Origin of the sequence: Nocardiopsis sp. Huas11 (genome assembly GCF_003634495.1) — a bacterium.
Taxonomy (GTDB): Bacteria; Actinomycetota; Actinomycetes; order Streptosporangiales; family Streptosporangiaceae; genus Nocardiopsis.
Genome location: NZ_RBKY01000001.1, coordinates 1 through 18,521 on the forward strand (window position 1 = coordinate 1; position 18,521 = coordinate 18,521).

Below are 18,521 nucleotides of genomic sequence, written 5' to 3' on the forward strand. Positions count from 1 at the left end.
GGCGCCTCCGTTACTCTTTGGGAGGCAACCGCCCCAGTTAAACTACCCACCAGACACTGTCCCCGAACCGGATCACGGTCCAAAGTTAGATGCCCGAAACAGTCAGAGTGGTATTTCACCAACGCCTCCACCGCCACTAGCGTGACGACTTCACAGGCTCCCACCTATCCTACACAAACCATCCCAAACACCAATGTCAAGCTATAGTGAAGGTCCCGGGGTCTTTCCGTCCTGCTGCGCGAAACGAGCAATTTTATCGTAGTGCCAATTTCACGCGGGCCCAATGTTGAGACAGTGGGGAAGTCCGTTACGCCATTCGTGCAGGTCGGAACTTACCCGACAAGGAATTTCGCTACCTTAGGATGGTTATAGTTACCACCGCCGTTTACTGGCGCTTAGATTCCCAGCTTCGCAGGCCGAAACCACTAACCAGTCCTCTTAACGTTCCAGCACCGGGCAGGCGTCAGTCCGTATAACAGCGTCTTACGACTTCGCACGGACCTGTGTTTTTAATAAACAGTCGCTTCCCCCGCTATCTGCGACCCCACCCAGCTCAGGCCCGTAAAGACCATCACCAGACAGGGCTCCCCTTCTCCCAAAGTTACGGGGACAATTTGCCGAGTTCCTTAACCATGGTTCACCCGAACGCCTCGGTATTCTCTACCTGACCACCTGCGTCGGTTTAGGGTACTGGCCACACACGAACTCGCTAGAGGCTTTTCTCGACAGCATGGGATCACTCACTTCACCGAAAACGGCTCGGCATCACGTCTCAGCCTCACGGTGTGCGGATTTGCCAACACACCGGCCTACACGCTTACCCCCGGACAACCACCGGCCGGGTAGAGCTACCCTCCTGCGTCACCCCATCACTTACCTACTACAACATCGGTTCCCAGACCAGCCACAACCTCGACCCGAAGTCTCAGAAGGAGCCGGCGTGGTTAGCATCCGTCGCCTCGGTACTGGGCGCTCGTGCACGGGTACGGGAATATCAACCCGTTATCCATCGACTACGCCTGTCGGCCTCGCCTTAGGTCCAGACTCACCCTGGGCGGATTAACCTGCCCCAGGAACCCTTAGTCAATCGGCGGCAACGTTTCTCACGTTGCTTTCGCTACTCATGCCTGCATTCTCACTCGCACACCTCCACCACACGATCACTCGGCAGCTTCTCCGGATGCACGACGCTCCCCTACCAACCCAAGAACAAGTCTTGAGCTTCACAGCTTCGGCGGTGTACTTAAGCCCCGCTACATTATCGGCGCAGAACCACTTGACCAGTGAGCTATTACGCACTCTTTAAAGGATGGCTGCTTCTAAGCCAACCTCCTGGTTGTCTGGGCAACTCCACAACCTTTCCCACTTAGCACACGCTTAGGGGCCTTAGCTGATGATCTGGGCTGTTTCCCTCTCGACTACGAAGCTTATCCCCCGCAGTCTCACTGCCACGCTCTAACTTAACCGGCATTCGGAGTTTGTCTGACGTCAGTAACCTTGTAGGGCCCATCAGCCAAACAGTAGCTCTACCTCCAGCAAGAAACACGTGACGCTGCACCTAAATGCATTTCGGGGAGAACCAGCTATCACGGAGTTTGATTGGCCTTTCACCCCTACCCACACCTCATCCCCCAGGTTTTCAACCCTGGTGGGTTCGGGCCTCCACGAGGTCTTACCCCGCTTCACCCTGGACATGGGTAGATCACTCCGCTTCGGGTCCACAGCATGCGACTCAAACGCCCTATTCAGACTCGGTTTCCCTACGGCTACCCCACACGGGTTAACCTCGCCACACACCATGACTCGCAGGCTCATTCTTCAAAAGGCACGCCATCACCAAAGACAAGCTTCAGCTCTGACGGCTTGACAGCACACGGTTTCAGGTACTATTTCACGACCCCTCACCGGGGCACTTTTCACCTTTCCCTCACGGTACTAGTGCACTATCGGTCATCAGGACGTATTTTGGCTTAGCAGGTGGTCCTGCCAGATTCACACGGAATTTCACGGGCTCCGCGCTACTCGGGAACACACCAACACCTAGCCGGCAACTTCGTCTACGGGACTCTCACCCACTACGGTTCCGCTTCCCAACGGATTCAACTATCACCAGCATCAGCGCTCCGGGCCGACAGACCCGAAAAGATGCGCCCCACAACCCCGCACACGCAACGACTGCCGTCTATCACACGCATACGGTTTAGCCTCTTCCCCGTTCGCTCACCACTACTAGGGGAATCACTTTTGTTTACTCTTCCTACGGGTACTGAGATGTTTCACTTCCCCGCGTCACCACCAACCACCCTATACATTCAGGTGCGGCAACCCGACACAACTCGGGCTAGGTTTCCCCATTCGGACACCCACGGATCAAAGCTCGGTTGACAGCTCCCCGTGGCCTATCGCGGCCTCCCACGTCCTTCATCGGCGCCTGATGCCAAGGCATCCACCGTGTGCCACTATCACTTGGCCACTACAGATAATAAGATGCTCGCGCACACTATTCACAAATCAAAACACCAACCGCACACCCCGACACCACTCACACCAAACGAGATCCTCGTCCCGATGGCACCTGAGAGTTCTCAGAGGCGGTCCGCGGGAAACAACACAACCACCAGACCCACAAGGTCCGATGGTCGAGGTTGCTTCCTCAGACACCCAACAGCGCGCCCCCTGGCGCTTCTAGTCACCAGGGGCAAAGTTCGATTCCTTCAAGCCACTCCCGACACCAGCACAGACAACCTGTACCGGCCGGGTCCACTTTCGAGTCCGGCCAACCATAGGAAAGAGTTGGCCTTTGAAAGACTCCTTAGAAAGGAGGTGATCCAGCCGCACCTTCCGGTACGGCTACCTTGTTACGACTTCGTCCCAATCGCCAGCCCCACCTTCACTCATTCCCTCCCCGAAGGGTTAGGCCACAAGTTTCGGGTGTTGCCGACTTTCATGACGTGACGGGCGGTGTGTACAAGGCCCGGGAACGTATTCACCGCGGCGTTGCTGATCCGCGATTACTAGCGACTCCACCTTCATGGGGTCGAGTTGCAGACCCCAATCCGAACTGAGACCGGCTTTTAGGGATTCGCTCCACCTTACGGTATCGCACGCCCATTGTACCGGCCATTGTAGCATGTTTGCAGCCCAAGACATAAGGGGCATGATGACTTGACGTCGTCCCCACCTTCCTCCGAGTTGACCCCGGCAGTCTCCCATGAGTCCCCACCATTACGTGCTGGCAACATGGAATAAGGGTTGCGCTCGTTGCGGGACTTAACCCAACATCTCACGACACGAGCTGACGACAGCCATGCACCACCTGTCACCCACCAACTAAATGACCCCACATCTCTGCAGGTCCACGGGTGATGTCAAACCTTGGTAAGGTTCTTCGCGTTGCGTCGAATTAAGCAACATGCTCCGCCGCTTGTGCGGGCCCCCGTCAATTCCTTTGAGTTTTAGCCTTGCGGCCGTACTCCCCAGGCGGGGCGCTTAATGCGTTAGCTACGGCGCGGAAACCGTGGAAAGTCCCCACACCTAGCGCCCAACGTTTACGGCATGGACTACCAGGGTATCTAATCCTGTTCGCTCCCCATGCTTTCGCTCCTCAGCGTCAGGTAAGGCCCAGAGACCCGCCTTCGCCACCGGTGTTCCTCCTGATATCTGCGCATTTCACCGCTACACCAGGAATTCCAGTCTCCCCTACCTACCTCTAGCATGCCCGTATCCACTGCAGAACCGGAGTTAAGCCCCGGTCTTTCACAGCAGACGCGACACGCCGCCTACGAGCTCTTTACGCCCAATAATTCCGGACAACGCTCGGACCCTACGTATTACCGCGGCTGCTGGCACGTAGTTAGCCGGTCCTTATTCCCCACCTACCGTCAACCCCACGAGAACGTGGAGCCTGCGTTGGTGGTAAAAGAGGTTTACAACCCGAAGGCCGTCATCCCCCACGCGGCGTCGCTGCGTCAGGCTTTCGCCCATTGCGCAATATTCCCCACTGCTGCCTCCCGCAGGAGTCTGGGCCGTGTCTCAGTCCCAGTGTGGCCGGTCGCCCTCTCAGGCCGGCTACCCGTAATCGCCTTGGTAGGCCTTTACCCCACCAACTAGCTGATAGGCCGCGAGCCCATCCCTGACCGATAAAACTTTCCACCGTCCACCATGAGGTGGCCGGTCGTATCCGGTATTAGACGGCGTTTCCACCGCTTATCCCAGAGTCAGGGGCAGGTTGCTCACGTGTTACTCACCCGTTCGCCGCTCGTGTACCCCGAAGGGCCTTACCGCTCGACTTGCATGTGTTAAGCACGCCGCCAGCGTTCGTCCTGAGCCAGGATCAAACTCTCCATAAAGGTCATACAACCCTAACCCGGCCACCGCGGACGGTACCTGGGCGGGTAAACCTAGAAGTAATCCTGACCGACCATCTTGCGATGGCCAATCAAAGGAACCCTTCACACCGAAGTGTGACGGGGCCAAAACAAACATGGCTTAAAGAAATTCAAACACGCGCTGTTGAGTTCTCAAGAAGCAACCGCTCATCCCGTACAAGCCCCGGTGCCGTTTCCGGACCGTTCGCTCTTCCGTGGAAGGCTGTCTTGTCTGCGTTTCCACCGCTGTGAGCGGCTTGTTCGCTTCGTTGTGTCTTTACTTTATCAGGTGTTCCGTGCCCCGCCAAATCGGCGGTTTCGGAGCAATTGATCGGGGTAAAGCCCGTTTTCGCTTCTTCCGACCCGGCGAATTGGCCCGGCCTTTGAAGCAACTCCCCGAGCCTACCGGAACCGAATCAGTGCTCGGACCAGTGCGGCTGGAAAAGTGTCTGGGTGTCGCGGAACGACCCATGCTTCGACTTCTCATGCGATCGCGGTCCGGTGCTGAGCGGACTCGAAAGTCGCTCGCCGTCCCGTGGCGACTCGACCCAGTCTAGGTCGCTTGTGAGCAGACGTCAAATCAGAGCCCGGAGCGGGGTCGATCCCCCGCGGCCCGGGACCTCGGCGCCCGTACGGGGCGGCTGCTCGGTCTTGGGACGGGCGCGATCCTCACACCAGGACCGCGTCTGCGCGTCGGCTCTTGTGTCTACCAACCACCGTCATGCCCGGGGGATTCCCCCTCGAAACGCACAAGCCGCAGCAAAATTCTTCCCCCGGCTCTTTCCTCGCCGCTCGTCGCGGTCGGCCGGCGTCACCGGCACGCAGTTCGACCACCGTCGACCCGCCCCGGACGACGACGGGGCCGGTGCACCCGTGAGTGCACCGACCCCGTCGACCGGTCGGCTCGGGCGTTCGCCCTGTGTCAGCCGGTGAGGATGACTCCGCCGATGTTGCGCTTGCCCTTGCGCAGGACCACGAAACGCTCCTGGAGCACGTCCTCGCCGCCCAACCGCGCTTCCACGTCGGTGACCTTGACGTTGTTCACGTAGGCCCCGCCCTCCTGGATGGCGCGTCGGGCGGCGGACTTGCTCGGCGTCAACCCGCACTGGGCGAACAGGTCGGCGACCGACGGCAGGTCCGCCACCGATCCCCCGTGTTCGGTCCGGGGCACCTCGGCCAGGGCCGCGTCCAGCGTGCGTCCGTCCAGTTCGGACAGGTCCGCACGCCCGAACAGGGCGAGGCTGGCCGCCACGGCCTTGCGGCACTCCTCCTCGCCGTGCACCAGCGTGGTGAGTCCCTCGGCCAGGGCGCGCTGCGCGGCACGGGCCTGGGGACGCTCCTGCGTCTGGCGCTCCAGGTCTTCGATCTCCGACCGGCTGAGGAAGCTGAACACCTTCAGGTAGCGCACGACGTCACGGTCGTCGGCGTTGAACCAGAACTGGTAGAAGGCGTACGGCGAGGTCAGCTCGGGGTCGAGCCAGACGGTGCCCGTCTCGGTCTTGCCGAACTTGGTGCCGTCGGCCTTGGTGAGCAGGTTGGTGGTCAACCCGTGCGCCTGGCCGTGCGGCTTGTTGCCGTCCATCCGGCGCACCAGGTCCAGACCGGCGGTGATGTTGCCCCACTGGTCCGAGCCGCCGGTCTGCAGAGTGCAGCCGAAGCGCCGGTAGAGCTGGACGTAGTCGTAGGACTGCAGGAGCACGTAGCTGAACTCGGTGTAGCTCATGCCCTCGCCGTCGAGGCGGCTGCGCACGGTCTCGCGGGCGAGCATCTGGTTGACGCTGAAGTGCTTGCCCACGTCGCGCAGGAGCTCGATCGCGTTGATCTCGCCGAGCCACTCACGGTTGTTGGCCAGGATCGCGTCGGTCGGGGCAGCCTGCCCGTCCTCGGGCGCGAAGCGCAGGAACCGCGACAGCTGCCCGGCCAGGTTGCCGACCCATCCCTCGACCGTGTCCACCGTGTTCAGCTGGCGCTCGGCCGACGGCTTGGGGTCACCGATGAGACCGGTGCCGCCACCGACCAGGGCGATCGGACGGTGTCCGGCCTGCTGGAAGCGGGCCAGGGTGAGGATCTGGGTGAGGTGGCCTACGTGCAGGCTGCCCGCCGTGGGGTCGAATCCGCAATACAGGGTGATCGGACCATCGGCGAGCGACTTGCGGAGTGCGTCAATGTCGGTCGTCTGCGCGACCAGGCCGCGCCACTGGAGTTCGTCGATGATGTCGGTCACTGAGTTGCTCTCTGTCGTGTAGGCGGGCCCGTGGCCCGATCTGCCTAGCAGTCTAGGCCGGGTGCCCACGGCGGATCACCCGGTTTTCCTCCACGCTATCGGCTGCCCGGAACGCTGGTCACACGTGCGTCGCCCGCGCCGGCCGGAGCACGCAGCGATGGCCGGGCGGCGGGGCTCTTGACGGGCTTGGCTAATTGCCATAGCTTCTTGGCTATAGAGCTTAATCAAAACCGGAGGAGATCCCGATGCGCCACCTCGACCGCCCCCAGGGCCGGATCGCCTACGACCTCTTCGGAGACGGGAACGACGGGGCCCTGGTGGTCTGCGTACCGGGGATGTTCGACCACCGCGCCTCCTTCCGGTGCGTCGCCGAGAGGCTGGCCGACGCCGGTCACCGGGTGGCGGTGATGGACCTGCGCGGGCACGGCGACAGCGACACCACGTTCGGGACCTACACCAACCGTGCCGCGGCGACCGACGCGATCGCCCTCGCCGAGGAACTCGGTGGTCGCGACGTGGTCATGGTCGGCAACTCCTTCGGCGGAGCGGCGGTGACCATGGCCGCGATGGAGCGCCCCGACCTCGTCGCGGGCATCGCGCTGCTCAGCCCGTTCCTGCGCGTCGCCCCCACGGGCCCCGCGATGCACCTTCTCCAGCGACTCCTGGTCTCCCGCCCCTGGGCGCCATGGACCGTCGCCGCCTTCTACGACAGCCTCCACAAGGGACGCACACCCCGGAACCACCGGGAACAGAAGGCGCGCATCGTGGCCATGCTGCGCCCCGCGGACCGCTTGCGCGCGGTGCGCGAGACCATCTTCGGACCCAACGAGCAGGTCCTGGCCGCTCCCGGTCTCACAGCCAGGGCCGTGGTCATGGTGGGCGAGCTGGACCCCGACTGGCCCGACCCGCGCGCCGAGGCGGAATGGGCCGCCTCAGTGATCGGCGGCACGGTCGAGATGGTGCCCGAGAGCGGGCACTACGCCCAGTCGCAGCGGCCCGACGTGGTCGCCACCGGCGTGCTGCGTCTGATCGCGCGGGTCGGCGCCGATGCCTAGGGCCGGGCTGACCCCGCGCGTGGTGGCCGAGGAGGCCGCACGGTTGTGCGACGAGGAGGGGTTCGACGCGCTCACGCTGGCCTCACTGGCCAAGCGTGTGGGGGTGGCCGCGCCCAGTCTGTACAAACACGTCGACGGATTGGCCGCGCTGCGCCGTGAGGTCGCTCTCCTGGGGACGGCCGAACTGACCGAGGTCCTGCGCGGTGCGGCCGTCGGGCAGGCCGGGGCTCCGGCCCTGCGGGCGGTGGCCGCGGCCTACCGCGGTTACGCCCGTGCCCACCCCGGTCGCTACGCCGCGCTGCAACGCGCGCCGCGGGCCGATGACGAGGAGGCCCAACGCGCGGCCGCGGGTCCGGTCATCGTGTTGGCGGCGGTGTTGCGGGGCTTCGGGATCGGGGACGGCCAGGCGGTCCACGCGATCCGGGCGCTGCGCAGCGCGCTGCACGGGTTCGTGCACCTGGAGGCCAACGAGGGGTTCAAGCTGCCGGAGGACCTGGAGGAGAGCTACCGGCTCCTCGTCGAGGGGTTCGTGCGCGCGTTCGAGAGCTGGCCGGACGACACCGCGGCACGGGCCGGGGACGGCTGAGGACGTCCCGGGGCGGTCCGGTGACGGCCGTGCGGCCGGAGCACCGTGCCGCCTCGGAACCCGGTGGGGAACGTGCCCCCGCCGGCGGGCGGATTCGACGGCACGACGACGAAGACGAAGACGAGAGAGGTACCTCATGCTGGCCGGACACTTCGGTATCGCGGGCATGGTCAAGGCCTGGCGGCCGGCACTGCCCATGGGCGCGCTGCTGGTGGCGACCCAACTCCCCGACGTACTCTTCCTCCCCCTCGTCCTGGCGGGCGCCGAGGGCATGGAGGCCGCCGAGCCCGGCCTGTCCGGCTACGGCTCGATGTGGATCCACGCGCCCTTCACGCACGCCCTGGTGAGCAATGTGGTGCTGGCGGTTCTGGTGGGCGTGCTGGTGCACCTGTTCCTGCGCGATCGGTGGGGGCGCGACGCGGGCGCGGTCCTGGGCGCGGTGGTGTTCAGCCACTGGGTGCTCGACCTGGTCGTGCACAGACCCGACATCGCGATCCTTCCGGGCGGCGCGGGCGGCCTGCCCTCGATCGGGCTGGGTCTGTGGGAGATCCCCCTGGTGGCGGCTGCGCTCGAAGGGGCGCTCGTGGTGGTGGGCGCCGCTCTGTACACCTGGCGGGCCCTCCGCGACACGCCGAGCCGCCGCCGGGCCTGGGGCTACAGCGCGGGGATCACGCTCTTGCTGGTGGGGTCACTGGTCTTCGACCTCACCTCCTGAGCGATGCCGCGCGGTGACGAGGCCCTGACCCCTGGCACCGTTTCGGTGACCGCTGGTCATGGTCCAAGCTTGAGGAGCCGGAACGGCCCCCGCCCGCGTGCAACGAACAGCAGTGTTGGAGTGCCCTATGCCCAAGAAACCATCCCCCAGAGGTACGAGCCTCGCCGCCGCCGTGGTCGGCGTCCTCGTGGTCGCCGCCTTCGTCCTCCACCAGTTGGGCGTGATCGACCTGGAGAGCCTGGACTCCTCCGGAGGCGACGTGCGGGCCAACGACGCCGCGGCCTCCGCCTCCGACGCCGACCAGGTCCTGGCGTGGTTGGACGAGATCCGGATCGAGGACGAGGACGATCCGCCCGGATACGACCGGGCACTGTTCCCCCACTGGAGCACGGTCGAGGGAGCCTGCAACACCCGGGAGACGGTCCTGGCCAGGGACGGCCAGGACGTGACGGCCGACGACGAGTGCCGGGCGGTGTCGGGGACCTGGGACAGCATCTACGACGGTGAGAGCTTCACCGACGGCGGTGACCTGGACATCGACCACATGGTGCCGCTCAAGGAGGGTTGGCGTTCGGGCGCGCACGCCTGGAGCACCGAGGAGCGGGAGCGGTTCGCCAACGACCTCGAACGCTCACCCCAGCTGTGGGCGGTGAGCGCGTCCAGCAACCGGTCCAAGGGCGATTCCGACCCCTCGGACTGGATGCCGCCGAACGAGGACTTCCACTGTGACTACGTCGCGGCGTGGATCGAGGTCAAGCACGTGTGGGACCTGACCGTGGACGCCGACGAGGAGACGGCGCTGCGCGAGGTGCTCTCCGGCTGCTGAGGCCCCGGGGGCCGGTCGCGCGAACGCCGCGGCCGGCCCTTCGGCATCCCCGGACTCGGACCGTCGCTGGTCACCGGCCCCCGATATGCGGTGCCCGGTCACCGGCTCGGGCCGCCCCCGGGCCCCGGTCTTCGGTCCCGACGCGGCCCGCCGGGCGGCGGCGCACCGGTCACTCCGGACGGACCCCCCGCGCGGTCGCCAGGAGCTCGTCCGTGCCGAGGAGCCCGAAGGCGTCTCGAACCTCCACCGCCACCCCCGCCTCCGGACACCAGAAGGCCTCCGTCTCGCCGCGCAGCCCCTCGACCCCGTCGTGGTCGAACGTGCTCAGGGCCCAGGTGTCCGGTGAGCGCTCGTGGTACTCCGCGAGGAACGCGCGCACGGCGGACAGGTCGGTGAGCCTGGCGCCCCGCAGGACGAGGACCTGGAGGACGACCTGGGCTCCCCCGCCCTCCAGGGTCCGCTCCCACACGCGCGTGGAGAAGGCCACGTCCTCCCACTCGTAGGTGAAGTCCGAGACCTCGGTCCGGTCGTCGATCTGGTCGGGCAGGTGCCCGATCGCGTAGCCGTCCAACTCTCCCCCTCGTGGGTCGGTGGCGGCCGCGGCCGCCGTGAGTACGAGCACGAGCGCGGTGGCAAGCGCCACCGTGGCCCACCGAACAACGAACATGGTCACCCCCGACGGTGGTCGCGGGTCCCTCCCGAACCACCTGATCTCCATGGTCGGTCGGGTCGGGGGCCAGTTCCAGAGTGAACTCCAACCTGTGGACAACCCCGTTCCGACACACCTCAGCGGGGCGGGACGTGGGTGTCGGCGAGGTACTCGGCGATGGCGAGCGCGGAGGTCGCCGCGGGCGAGGGCGCGTTGCGCACGCACACCACACGGCCGTGGGCGTCCACCCGGAAGTCGTCGACCAGGGCGCCGTCGCGGCCCAGGGCCTGGGCCCGCACGCCCGCCCGCGCCGGACGCAGGTCCGCGCCGGTGATCTCCGGCAGCAGCCGCCGCGCCTGACGGGCGAACACCGTCCTCGAGGCGGAGACCAGGGACTCGCGCACTCCGGTGGCCCAGTGCCGCCGCGCCAGACGCCAGAAGCCGGGCCAGGCGAGGGTCTGGGCGAACTCGGCCCTGTCCAGGTCGCGGAAGCCGTAGCCCTCGCGCGCGGTGGCGAGCACGGCGTTGGGCCCGGCCATGACCTCCCCGTGGACGTGGCGGGTCAGGTGCACGCCCAGGAACGGGTACTGGGGGTCGGGCACCGGATAGATCAGGCCCCGCACGAGGTGGCGGCGTTCGGGCACGAGTTCGTGGTAGTGCCCGCGGAAGGGGACTACGCGCGGATCGGGTCCGGCCCCCGCCATCCTGGCGAGCCGGTCGCTCTGCAGGCCGGCGCAGGCCACCAACCGGTCGAAGCGGTGGATCCGTCGTTCACCGAGTGGGTCACCGGTCAGGACGCGTACGCCGTCGTCCTGCTGGCGCAGATCCAGGACCGGGGTGTTGAGCAGGACGCGTCCACCCGACCGGCGCACGTCGTCGGCGAGCTGCTCGGCGACGGCCACGAAGTCGGTGATGGCGGTCGTGGGCGAGTGGAGGGCGGCGACGCCGGCGGCGTGGGGCTCGATCTCGCGCAGGCCCTCGGGGCCGAGCCGGGTGACGCCGGGGACGCCGTTCGCCTTCGCCCGGCGCTCGATGTCGTCCAGCCGTTCCTCGTCCTGCGCGTCGAGGGCGACCACGAGCTTGCCGGCCTCGTCGTAGGCGAGTCCGTGCTCGGCGCAGTACTCGCGCAGCAGGCCGACGCCGCGGCGGCACAGGGTGGCCTTGAGGGACCCGGGTTTGTAGTAGAGGCCGGCGTGGACGACCCCGCTGTTGTGTCCGGTCTGGTGGGCGGCGACCCGGTCCTCCTTCTCCAGGACGGTGACGCGGACGCCGGGGCGTTGGAGGAGGAGGCGGCGGGCCAGGGCGAGGCCGACGATGCCACCGCCGACGACGCCGATGTGTTCACTGCTGCGCATGGGCGCACGCTAGCAACTCGGGCGGCGGCCTGGGCTCGCGGGTCCGGGCCCGTCCGCGCGCCCCCCGTTCGCGTGGGCCCATGGGCGCGGGCCGCACGGCTCACAGGGAGCGCAGGCCGACCAGGACCGCGTGCAGGATGTCCTGGCGTTCCAGCGGCCGGGAGGGCCCGCAGCGCTGGAGGGAGCCGTCGGCGATCATCCGGGCGACCATGCTCCTGACCTGCCCCATCGGCAGGCGCACCTCCGCCGCGAGTTCGGCGAGGGTGCGGGCGTGGACGGCGCGCAGCAGGATGGTCGCGCGTTCGGGTTGGAGCGCTTCGTGTTCGCCGGGCAGTCGGGCCGCCACGATCAGCGTGAGCATGTCCAGGTCGTCGGGGGGCTCGCTCGTCCGCGCCGTGGAGCGGCCGCCCGTTCCGGCCTCCACGGCGTAGGGGCGCAGGAACCGTTCCGTGTCCTCCTCGCCGGCGGCCGCGGGCGGTTCCGGGAGCCTGGGCTCGGCCGCGGGCGCCTGGGCGGGAACGTGGCCGATCATGGGCCGGGCGTGGGCGCCGTCACCTCTCATCGCGGGCCTCCGGCGGTGTGTCGGGAGCGAGGACCCGGCCGAAGCCGTCGGGCGGAGTGGGCCGGGACGCGTGGGTGTCGTACGGCCGGTCGGGGTGTTCGCAACCGGGTGGCGCGACCACCGGTTGCGCTCCCGTGGGCGGCGCGGAGGACGGACGCACCCGCTTGGGCAGCGGCGCGCGCGGGCCGGTGGAGGGGTCGGGCACCTGGTACGGCGGCACGGGGGCAGGGGCGGTACCCCGGGGTTCGTGACCCGCGGGGCCGTGGTGCGGCATGGGGCGCTGGGGGCCGCTCGCGGCCGCCTGGGGCGGTCCGTCACCGTGCGGATCGGCGTGGGTCGGCCCTTCCGGGGCCTGGCGCGCGCCCCGGCCCCTCGACGTCTGGGCCTGGGAGAGCGCGACCAGGGCGTGCAGGTCGCGCTGGCGGGCGGAGTGCCCGGGGCCGGCCGGCGCCGGGTCGTCCGCCCCGTTCCAGGGCCGCGCGGGACCGGGCCGGTCTCCCGGCCAGGGCGCTCGGCCGGGGTCGCCCGGAGCCCCGGCCCCGTCCGGGCCGGGCACGACCGGCCGCTGCGGGCCGGTCACCGGCGCCTGGGGCGGGCCGATCGCTCGCTCGGCGTGCTCCGGACCGTGGCCGCGCCCCGCGTCCAGCGGCCGCTGCGGGCCGCTCTGCGAGGAGTTCGACGGGACTCCGCCCGGACGGGGGCCGTGCGCGGGACCCGGACGAACACCCTCCCCGCCACCCAGACCCTGCTGAGGACCGGTCACCGACACCGACCACTGCGGACCCGTCACCGAACGGTCACCGGAGAGCCCGAGCACGTCGCCCCCGCTGAGGGCTCCGTCCGCTCCGCGGCCCACGTGCGGCTGCGGGCCGCTCTGTGGCGCGCCCGACGGGGTCCCGCTCGGACGGGCGCCGTGCGCGGGACCCGGACGAACACCCTCCCCGCCACCCACACCCCGCTGGGGACCCGTCACCGACACCGACCACTGCGGCCCCGTGGACTGCCCGTTCGAATGACCACCCGGTTCGGGAACCGCGGGCATCCCCTCCGATGCCTGCCCCACCTGCTGCTGGGGCCCCGTCACCGACACCGACCACTGCGGACCCGTGGACGCACCGTTCGAACGAGCGCCCGCTTCGGGACCCGCGGGCACCCCCTCCGCCCCCTGTCCCACCCGCTGCTGGGGACCGGTCACGTCGGGAGCACCGTGGACGGGCCTGGGGGGGCCGCCGGCGGACTCGGCACCCTCGTGCGCCACGGACGTCTGCGGTCCTGTGGTCGGGGCCGGGGGCCGCGGTCGGCCCCCTGATGCCTCGTGGCCGCCCGATGGCGCGGCGGAGACCGGGACGGGGCTCTCCACCGGTTCGAGCAGGGATTCCGGCAGGAGCGCCGTGGCCCTGGTCCCGCCGTAGGAGGAGGGCCTCAGCCAGACCCGGATACCGTGCCGCTCGGCCAGCCTGGCCACCACGAACAGACCCAGGCGGGGGTCCTCCGGCAGCTCCATGACGTCGAACTCCGGCGGCTGCGTGAGCGTGCGCTCGGCCGCCGCGTAGCCGTGCTCGGACATCCCCAGGCCGCGGTCCTCCACCTCCACGGTGAGGCCGCCGACCACGGGTGCGCAGCTGACGTCCACCGGCGCGCCCGCCGGGGAGAACTGGGTGGCGTTCTCCACCAGCTCGGCGAGGAGGTGGACCACGTCGGCGACCGCCTGCCCGTGCATGAGGACGCGGGGCGCGGAGGTCAGGCGGACCCGGTCGAAGTCCTCGGTCTCGGCGATGGCGGCCCGCAGCACGTCCACCAGCGGACGCGGTTGGCGCCACCGGCGCACCGACTGGCCGCCGCCCAGGATGATGAGGTTGTCGGCGTAGCGCCGTGCCCGGGTCGCCAGGTGGTCGAGGCGGAAGAGCCGGCGCAGTGCCTCGGGGTCCTGCTCGTTGTACTCGATCTCGTCGAGCAGCCGCAGTTGGCGCTGGACGAGGTTCTGGTTGCGAAAGGCGATGCCCAGGTAGGCCCGGTTGGCGCCGCGGCGGATCTCGGCCTGGCGTACGGCGGCCTCCACCGCGGTCAGCTGGGCGGAGTCGAAGGCCTCCGCGACCTGTCCGATCTCGTCGCTGCCGATGTCGTCGAGCGGGGGCAGCTCCTCCTGGACGTCGACCTTCTGGCCCCGCTGCGCGCGTTCGACGATGTCGGGCAGGTCGTCGTCGCGGTCCAGGATCTGCGAGCGCAGCCGTACGAGGCGGTCGGTCAGGCGGCGCGAGGACCGGCTGACCACGGAGATGGCGGCCACCCCGCCCACGAGTGTGGCCACCGCCGCGGCCACGCCGAGGGCCACGCGCAGCAGGGCCGCGCTCCAGGCCAGGTCCACCGTGCGCTCGGCCTGGGAGAGGGCGAGCGAGCCCAGGTGCGCGGACGAGGCGGCCGAGGCCTCGTCCCACGCCGTGGCGCCGATGCCCACCTGCGTGTTCCACTGGGCGTCGGGTTCTCCGAGGGGAGGCGGTCCCTCCTCGGGGTCGCGCTCGACGATCGGTGTCCGGGTCACGACCTGGCGGCTGAGGTCTTCGGCTTGCCGCCAGCCCTCGCGGCCGGTCATCGACTCGTAGCGGCGCTGGAGCGACGGGTGCAGGGTCGGGGCGACGGTGGAGAGCGTGGAGCGGTAGGAGGCGGTGAGGTAGGTGAAGTGCGCGGTCTCCTCGTAGCTCATCTCCCCGCCGGCGATCACTCCGGCCAACAGCGCGTCGGCGGTGGCGTAGTCGTCGTGGGCGCCCATGAGTTCGCGGGTCAGGACCGCGTCGGTGAGGTTCTCTCCCCCGTCGGTGGTGTGGACGAGCGCGGTGATGGCGGACTCGGCGCCGTCGATCAGCTCCCCGAAGCGCAGGAGCGCCTCCTCCCGGTCGAGGGCGAGGTCGTCGACCAGTTCGCGCGTCTCGGCCAGCGCTTCGGGGGCGGCGGCGACGGTGGCGGCGCTGCGCTCGACCTCGTCGTCCTGGGCGTCGCGGAGCCGTTCGGCCAGGGCGACCGCCTCGGCCACGGCCGCGTCGGTGCTCTCGCGCTGCTCGCCCAGGTCGGGTCCGGCCTGGTCGCCGGCGCCCTCGTTCTCGCTCCGGCCCAGGTGGACCAGGGTGTCGCGGCGTTCGTCGCGCAGTTCGGTCGCGGCACGGGAGAAGGTCTCGGTGCCCTCGGCGGCGCGTCCGACGTCGCCCATGAGTTGGACCGCCTGCACGGTGCCGACGGCCGCCACCACGAGCCACAGTGCGAGGAAGCACAGGCTCGGGATCAGCACGATGCGGGTGAGCTGACCGCGGATCGTGGACGCGTGGTCGCGGTTTCTGCGCATGGTCCCCTCCAGCCTGAGCGGGTGCCGGGCATGTCCTCGTAGGAGGCCCGGAGGCTCGTGGTCGTGACGAGGCTATCGAAAAAACATTGCCGTACGCTGTCAAACAATCACAAGTAGTTATCCATCAAGGGAGACCAAGGCGACGCACCGTGTGTTACGCGACATCACGCCGCGTTGAACGCGCAGGTCGCACCGGTCACAACACGAAGGGCCGCCCGTGGAACGGGCGGCCCTCGATGGCGTGAGGAGTCGGCGTGTCGCGGTCTCAGGACTCCGGCCGGTGCCGGGAGCCGACGGGCGCCGGAAGCTCTTCGGCGGTCGGCGGCTGTTCCACACCGAGGGAGTTCAGGACCTCGGCGTAGCGCAGCGCGGCGATCTTGCCCAGCAGGCTGTCGGCGCCCAGTGGGGCGCCGAGGCGGGCGCCGAAGCGTCCGGCCAGCTCCTCCAGTTCGGCGGTGCGCAGCTCCGGGCCCAGCGCGCTGGGCGCGATGACCGGCCGCTGGCACCCGCCCTGCCGCAGCTGGTCCAGGACCTGCTCGATGGCGGCGGGGTTCTCCAGGTCGGCGGGCAGCACGGTCAGGCCGAGGCGGGCGGCCAGCAGGACGGCGGACACACCGGCGGCACCGGCGGCGGCCTCACCGCCGACCGCGCCCACGACGACGCCGTCCGCCATCGTGTTGTTGCGCGCCACCACACTGATCAGGCGCATGCGGTCGGCGCGGACGAACCCGGCCTCGGCCAGGCGCAGGTGCAGGACCTCGGCGAGCATCGGGTGCGGTCCCAGGCCCTCGGTGACGCGTACGTCGGCGCGGGCGCGGGAGACCGCCGAGTCGATGGCGGCCGACATCGCGTTGTGCGGTGCGGTGACCAGGGGGACGACCACTCCGGCCAGGGGGCGGCCCTCGGACCGCTCCAGACCGGCGAGGGCCTCGTCCAGGGACTGCTCGTCACCCTCGATGTGGCCGTGGCGGATGGTGACCTCGGGGCGGTAGGCCCGCACCAGGTCGGCCATGCGCTCACCGATCGACCCGCCGTCGGCGCCCCTGGCCTGTTCGGCCGTGCCGGGGACCGCCATGATCAGTGCGGGCGTTCCGAACCAGTTGTCGAACGACAGGGGGTTGCGGTGTCGGCCCGAACGCCGCTTGGGCAGTTCACGTGGAGGAAGTCGATCAGAGTTTCGCATACCAGGATTCAGATGAGAGGCGGATGGGGTGCCCAGTTCACAGCTTTGGTCACTGCCGCGACATTGTAGCGTTCAACACCACATTTCCGGGCGCATCCCCCGAACGTATACCCGGGTGCCGCCGCGGTACGGCGGCGGGTCGCCGCCCGGCGCGGATCACCCCGTCATGGCGGGGCTGCGGGTGCGCATCACGTGGGTGACCAGTTCCACCAGCACGTCCCGGCACGAATCGCGTTCGCGTGCGTCGGTCATCATGACGGGGACCGCGGCGGGGACGTCGAGTGCCTCGCGCACCTCGGCGGCCTCGTAGGGCTCCGAGCCGACGAACCGGTTCACCGCGACGACGAACGGCAGCCCCTGGCGTTCGAAGAAGTCCACCGCGTGGAAGCAGGTGTCCAGCCTGCGGGTGTCGGCCAGGACGACGGCGCCCAGGGCTCCGGCGGAGAGTTCGTCCCACATGAACCAGAACCGGTCCTGTCCGGGCGTGCCGAAGAGGTAGAGGACGATGTCGTCGTTGATCGTGATGCGGCCGAAGTCGAGCGCGACGGTGGTGGTGCTCTTGCTCTCCACCCCGCCCAGGTCGTCCACGCCGTAGCTGGCCTCGGTCATCACCTCCTCCGTGCTCAGCGGGGTGATCTCGCTGACCGAGGCCACCAGGGTGGTCTTGCCGGCGCCGAATCCCCCGGCGACGATGATCTTGACGGCCTGCGGGATCGCCTCCGGCGTTCCCGGGCCGGTCTCAGAGTCTGCGGATGCCATCGAGTACCGCCTGAAGTACTTTCTTCTCGGGGAGTCGGGTCACGGGCACGGCCGCCCGCGTGCGCACGTCGCCCTCGGCGACGAGGTCGCCCAGGAGCACCTTGACGACCGTCATGGGGATGTCGAGCCGCGCGGAGATCTCCGCGACGGAGATGGGCCTGTGGCACAGCCGCAGGATCTCCTTGTACTCAGGTTCGAGGTGGTGCTCCTCCCGGTCGCGCGCAGCCACCACGATCGTGATCATGTCCAGGGCGGGGCCCGCGGACCGCGGTCGGGTCCGCCCCCTGGTCAGGGTGTAGGGGCGCACGAGGGGGTCGGAGGGCGCGTCGCCCCGCGCCACTCCCGCGGAGGGCCCTTCGGAGGTGGGGTGGCCCCCGCCGCGCCGCAGGAAGGGCGTCGGCCCCTCCCTCGCGGCGCCGGCCGCGGCCTCCACCGCTCCCGCCCAGGCGGTCATCGGCCGTTCGCGGGGGTTCACGACCCCGCACCGCCCATCGCGGAGAGGTGGCCCGCGCGCCGCGGCGCGGCGGTGAGGAACTGGCCCACGCGCTTGACGCGCAGGTTCATCTCGTAGGCGACCAGGCCCACGTCGGCGTCCTCGGTCGCCAGCACCGCCAGGCAGGCGCCCGCGCCCGCCGCGGTGACGAAGAGGTAGGAGTGCTCCATCTCCACCACGGTCTGGCGGACCTCTCCTCCACCGAAGTGGCGCCCGGTCCCCCGTGCCAGGCTCTGGAAGGCCGACGCCACCGCCGACAGGTGCTCGGCGTCCTGGGAGGCAAGTCCTCGCGAACCACCCAGGAGCAGGCCGTCCGACGACAGGACGATCGCGTGTGCGGCTCCGACGACCCGGTCCACCAGGTCGTCCAGGAGCCAGTCAAGGTTGTCCGAGGCCCCGCTCATTCCCACCAT

General features: G+C 68.6%; 13 protein-coding genes and 2 rRNA genes. 4 read left to right on the forward strand and 11 right to left on the reverse strand.

What is annotated here, in order from left to right:
* The 3 genes from DFP74_RS00005 to tyrS form a co-directional block, all read right to left on the reverse strand.
* Positions 1-2,473 (reverse strand): 23S ribosomal RNA (locus DFP74_RS00005); the annotation flags it as partial.
* A 343-nt stretch (positions 2,474-2,816) separates the two neighbouring features.
* Positions 2,817-4,349: ribosomal RNA gene (locus DFP74_RS00010) — 16S ribosomal RNA — on the reverse strand.
* A 940-nt stretch (positions 4,350-5,289) separates the two neighbouring features.
* The gene (gene tyrS, locus DFP74_RS00015) at positions 5,290-6,591 is read right to left on the reverse strand and encodes a tyrosine--tRNA ligase (protein WP_121179807.1); all 1,302 of its coding nucleotides are present in this window, start codon (positions 6,589-6,591) and stop codon (positions 5,290-5,292) included.
* A gap of 245 nt (positions 6,592-6,836) precedes the next feature.
* Between tyrS and DFP74_RS00020 the strand changes: the two genes are divergently transcribed.
* The 4 genes from DFP74_RS00020 (at position 6,837) to DFP74_RS00035 (ending at position 9,773) form a co-directional block, all read left to right on the forward strand.
* A complete protein-coding gene (locus DFP74_RS00020) occupies positions 6,837-7,646 on the forward strand; it encodes an alpha/beta fold hydrolase (protein WP_121179808.1) in 810 nt (269 codons plus the stop codon).
* Entirely contained in the window at positions 7,639-8,232 is a 594-nt protein-coding gene (locus tag DFP74_RS00025; protein ID WP_121179809.1) for a TetR/AcrR family transcriptional regulator, read from the forward strand. The genes DFP74_RS00020 and DFP74_RS00025 overlap by 8 nt, the downstream gene beginning before the upstream one ends.
* Positions 8,233-8,368: 136 nt before the next feature.
* A complete protein-coding gene (locus tag DFP74_RS00030) occupies positions 8,369-8,947 on the forward strand; it encodes a permease (RefSeq protein ID WP_121179810.1) in 579 nt (192 codons plus the stop codon).
* Between the two features lie 127 nt (positions 8,948-9,074).
* Complete coding sequence (locus DFP74_RS00035) at positions 9,075-9,773, forward strand: HNH endonuclease family protein (RefSeq protein ID WP_121179811.1); 699 nt, start codon at positions 9,075-9,077, stop codon at positions 9,771-9,773.
* A gap of 169 nt (positions 9,774-9,942) precedes the next feature.
* On the opposite strand, the gene DFP74_RS00040 is transcribed toward DFP74_RS00035, so the two are convergent.
* The 8 genes from DFP74_RS00040 to DFP74_RS00075 form a co-directional block, all read right to left on the reverse strand.
* On the reverse strand, positions 9,943-10,440 hold the full coding sequence (locus DFP74_RS00040; protein ID WP_199725419.1) for a hypothetical protein: 498 nt from the start codon (positions 10,438-10,440) through the stop codon (positions 9,943-9,945).
* 119 nt (positions 10,441-10,559) lie between these two features.
* Complete coding sequence (gene lhgO, locus DFP74_RS00045) at positions 10,560-11,777, reverse strand: L-2-hydroxyglutarate oxidase (RefSeq protein WP_121179813.1); 1,218 nt, start codon at positions 11,775-11,777, stop codon at positions 10,560-10,562.
* Positions 11,778-11,877: 100 nt separating this feature from the next.
* Positions 11,878-12,339, reverse strand: a complete 462-nt coding sequence (locus DFP74_RS00050; protein WP_121179814.1) for a DUF742 domain-containing protein — start codon at positions 12,337-12,339, stop codon at positions 11,878-11,880.
* Positions 12,329-15,673 (reverse strand): nitrate- and nitrite sensing domain-containing protein, encoded by a 3,345-nt coding sequence (locus tag DFP74_RS00055; RefSeq protein WP_233570737.1) that lies wholly within the window; start codon positions 15,671-15,673, stop codon positions 12,329-12,331. The genes DFP74_RS00050 and DFP74_RS00055 overlap by 11 nt, the downstream gene beginning before the upstream one ends.
* 265 nt (positions 15,674-15,938) lie before the next feature.
* Complete coding sequence (locus DFP74_RS00060) at positions 15,939-16,856, reverse strand: sirohydrochlorin chelatase (RefSeq protein ID WP_121179815.1); 918 nt, start codon at positions 16,854-16,856, stop codon at positions 15,939-15,941.
* Positions 16,857-17,012: 156 nt separating this feature from the next.
* Positions 17,013-17,615, reverse strand: a complete 603-nt coding sequence (locus tag DFP74_RS00065) for an ATP/GTP-binding protein (RefSeq protein ID WP_121179816.1) — start codon at positions 17,613-17,615, stop codon at positions 17,013-17,015.
* On the reverse strand, positions 17,596-18,048 hold the full coding sequence (locus DFP74_RS00070) for a DUF742 domain-containing protein (RefSeq protein WP_370013468.1): 453 nt from the start codon (positions 18,046-18,048) through the stop codon (positions 17,596-17,598). Before DFP74_RS00070 ends, DFP74_RS00065 begins: the two co-directional genes overlap by 20 nt.
* A 38-nt stretch (positions 18,049-18,086) precedes the next feature.
* Positions 18,087-18,521 carry a roadblock/LC7 domain-containing protein gene (locus tag DFP74_RS00075; protein ID WP_121179818.1) on the reverse strand — a complete coding sequence of 145 codons (435 nt, stop codon included), beginning with the start codon at positions 18,519-18,521 and terminating at the stop codon, positions 18,087-18,089.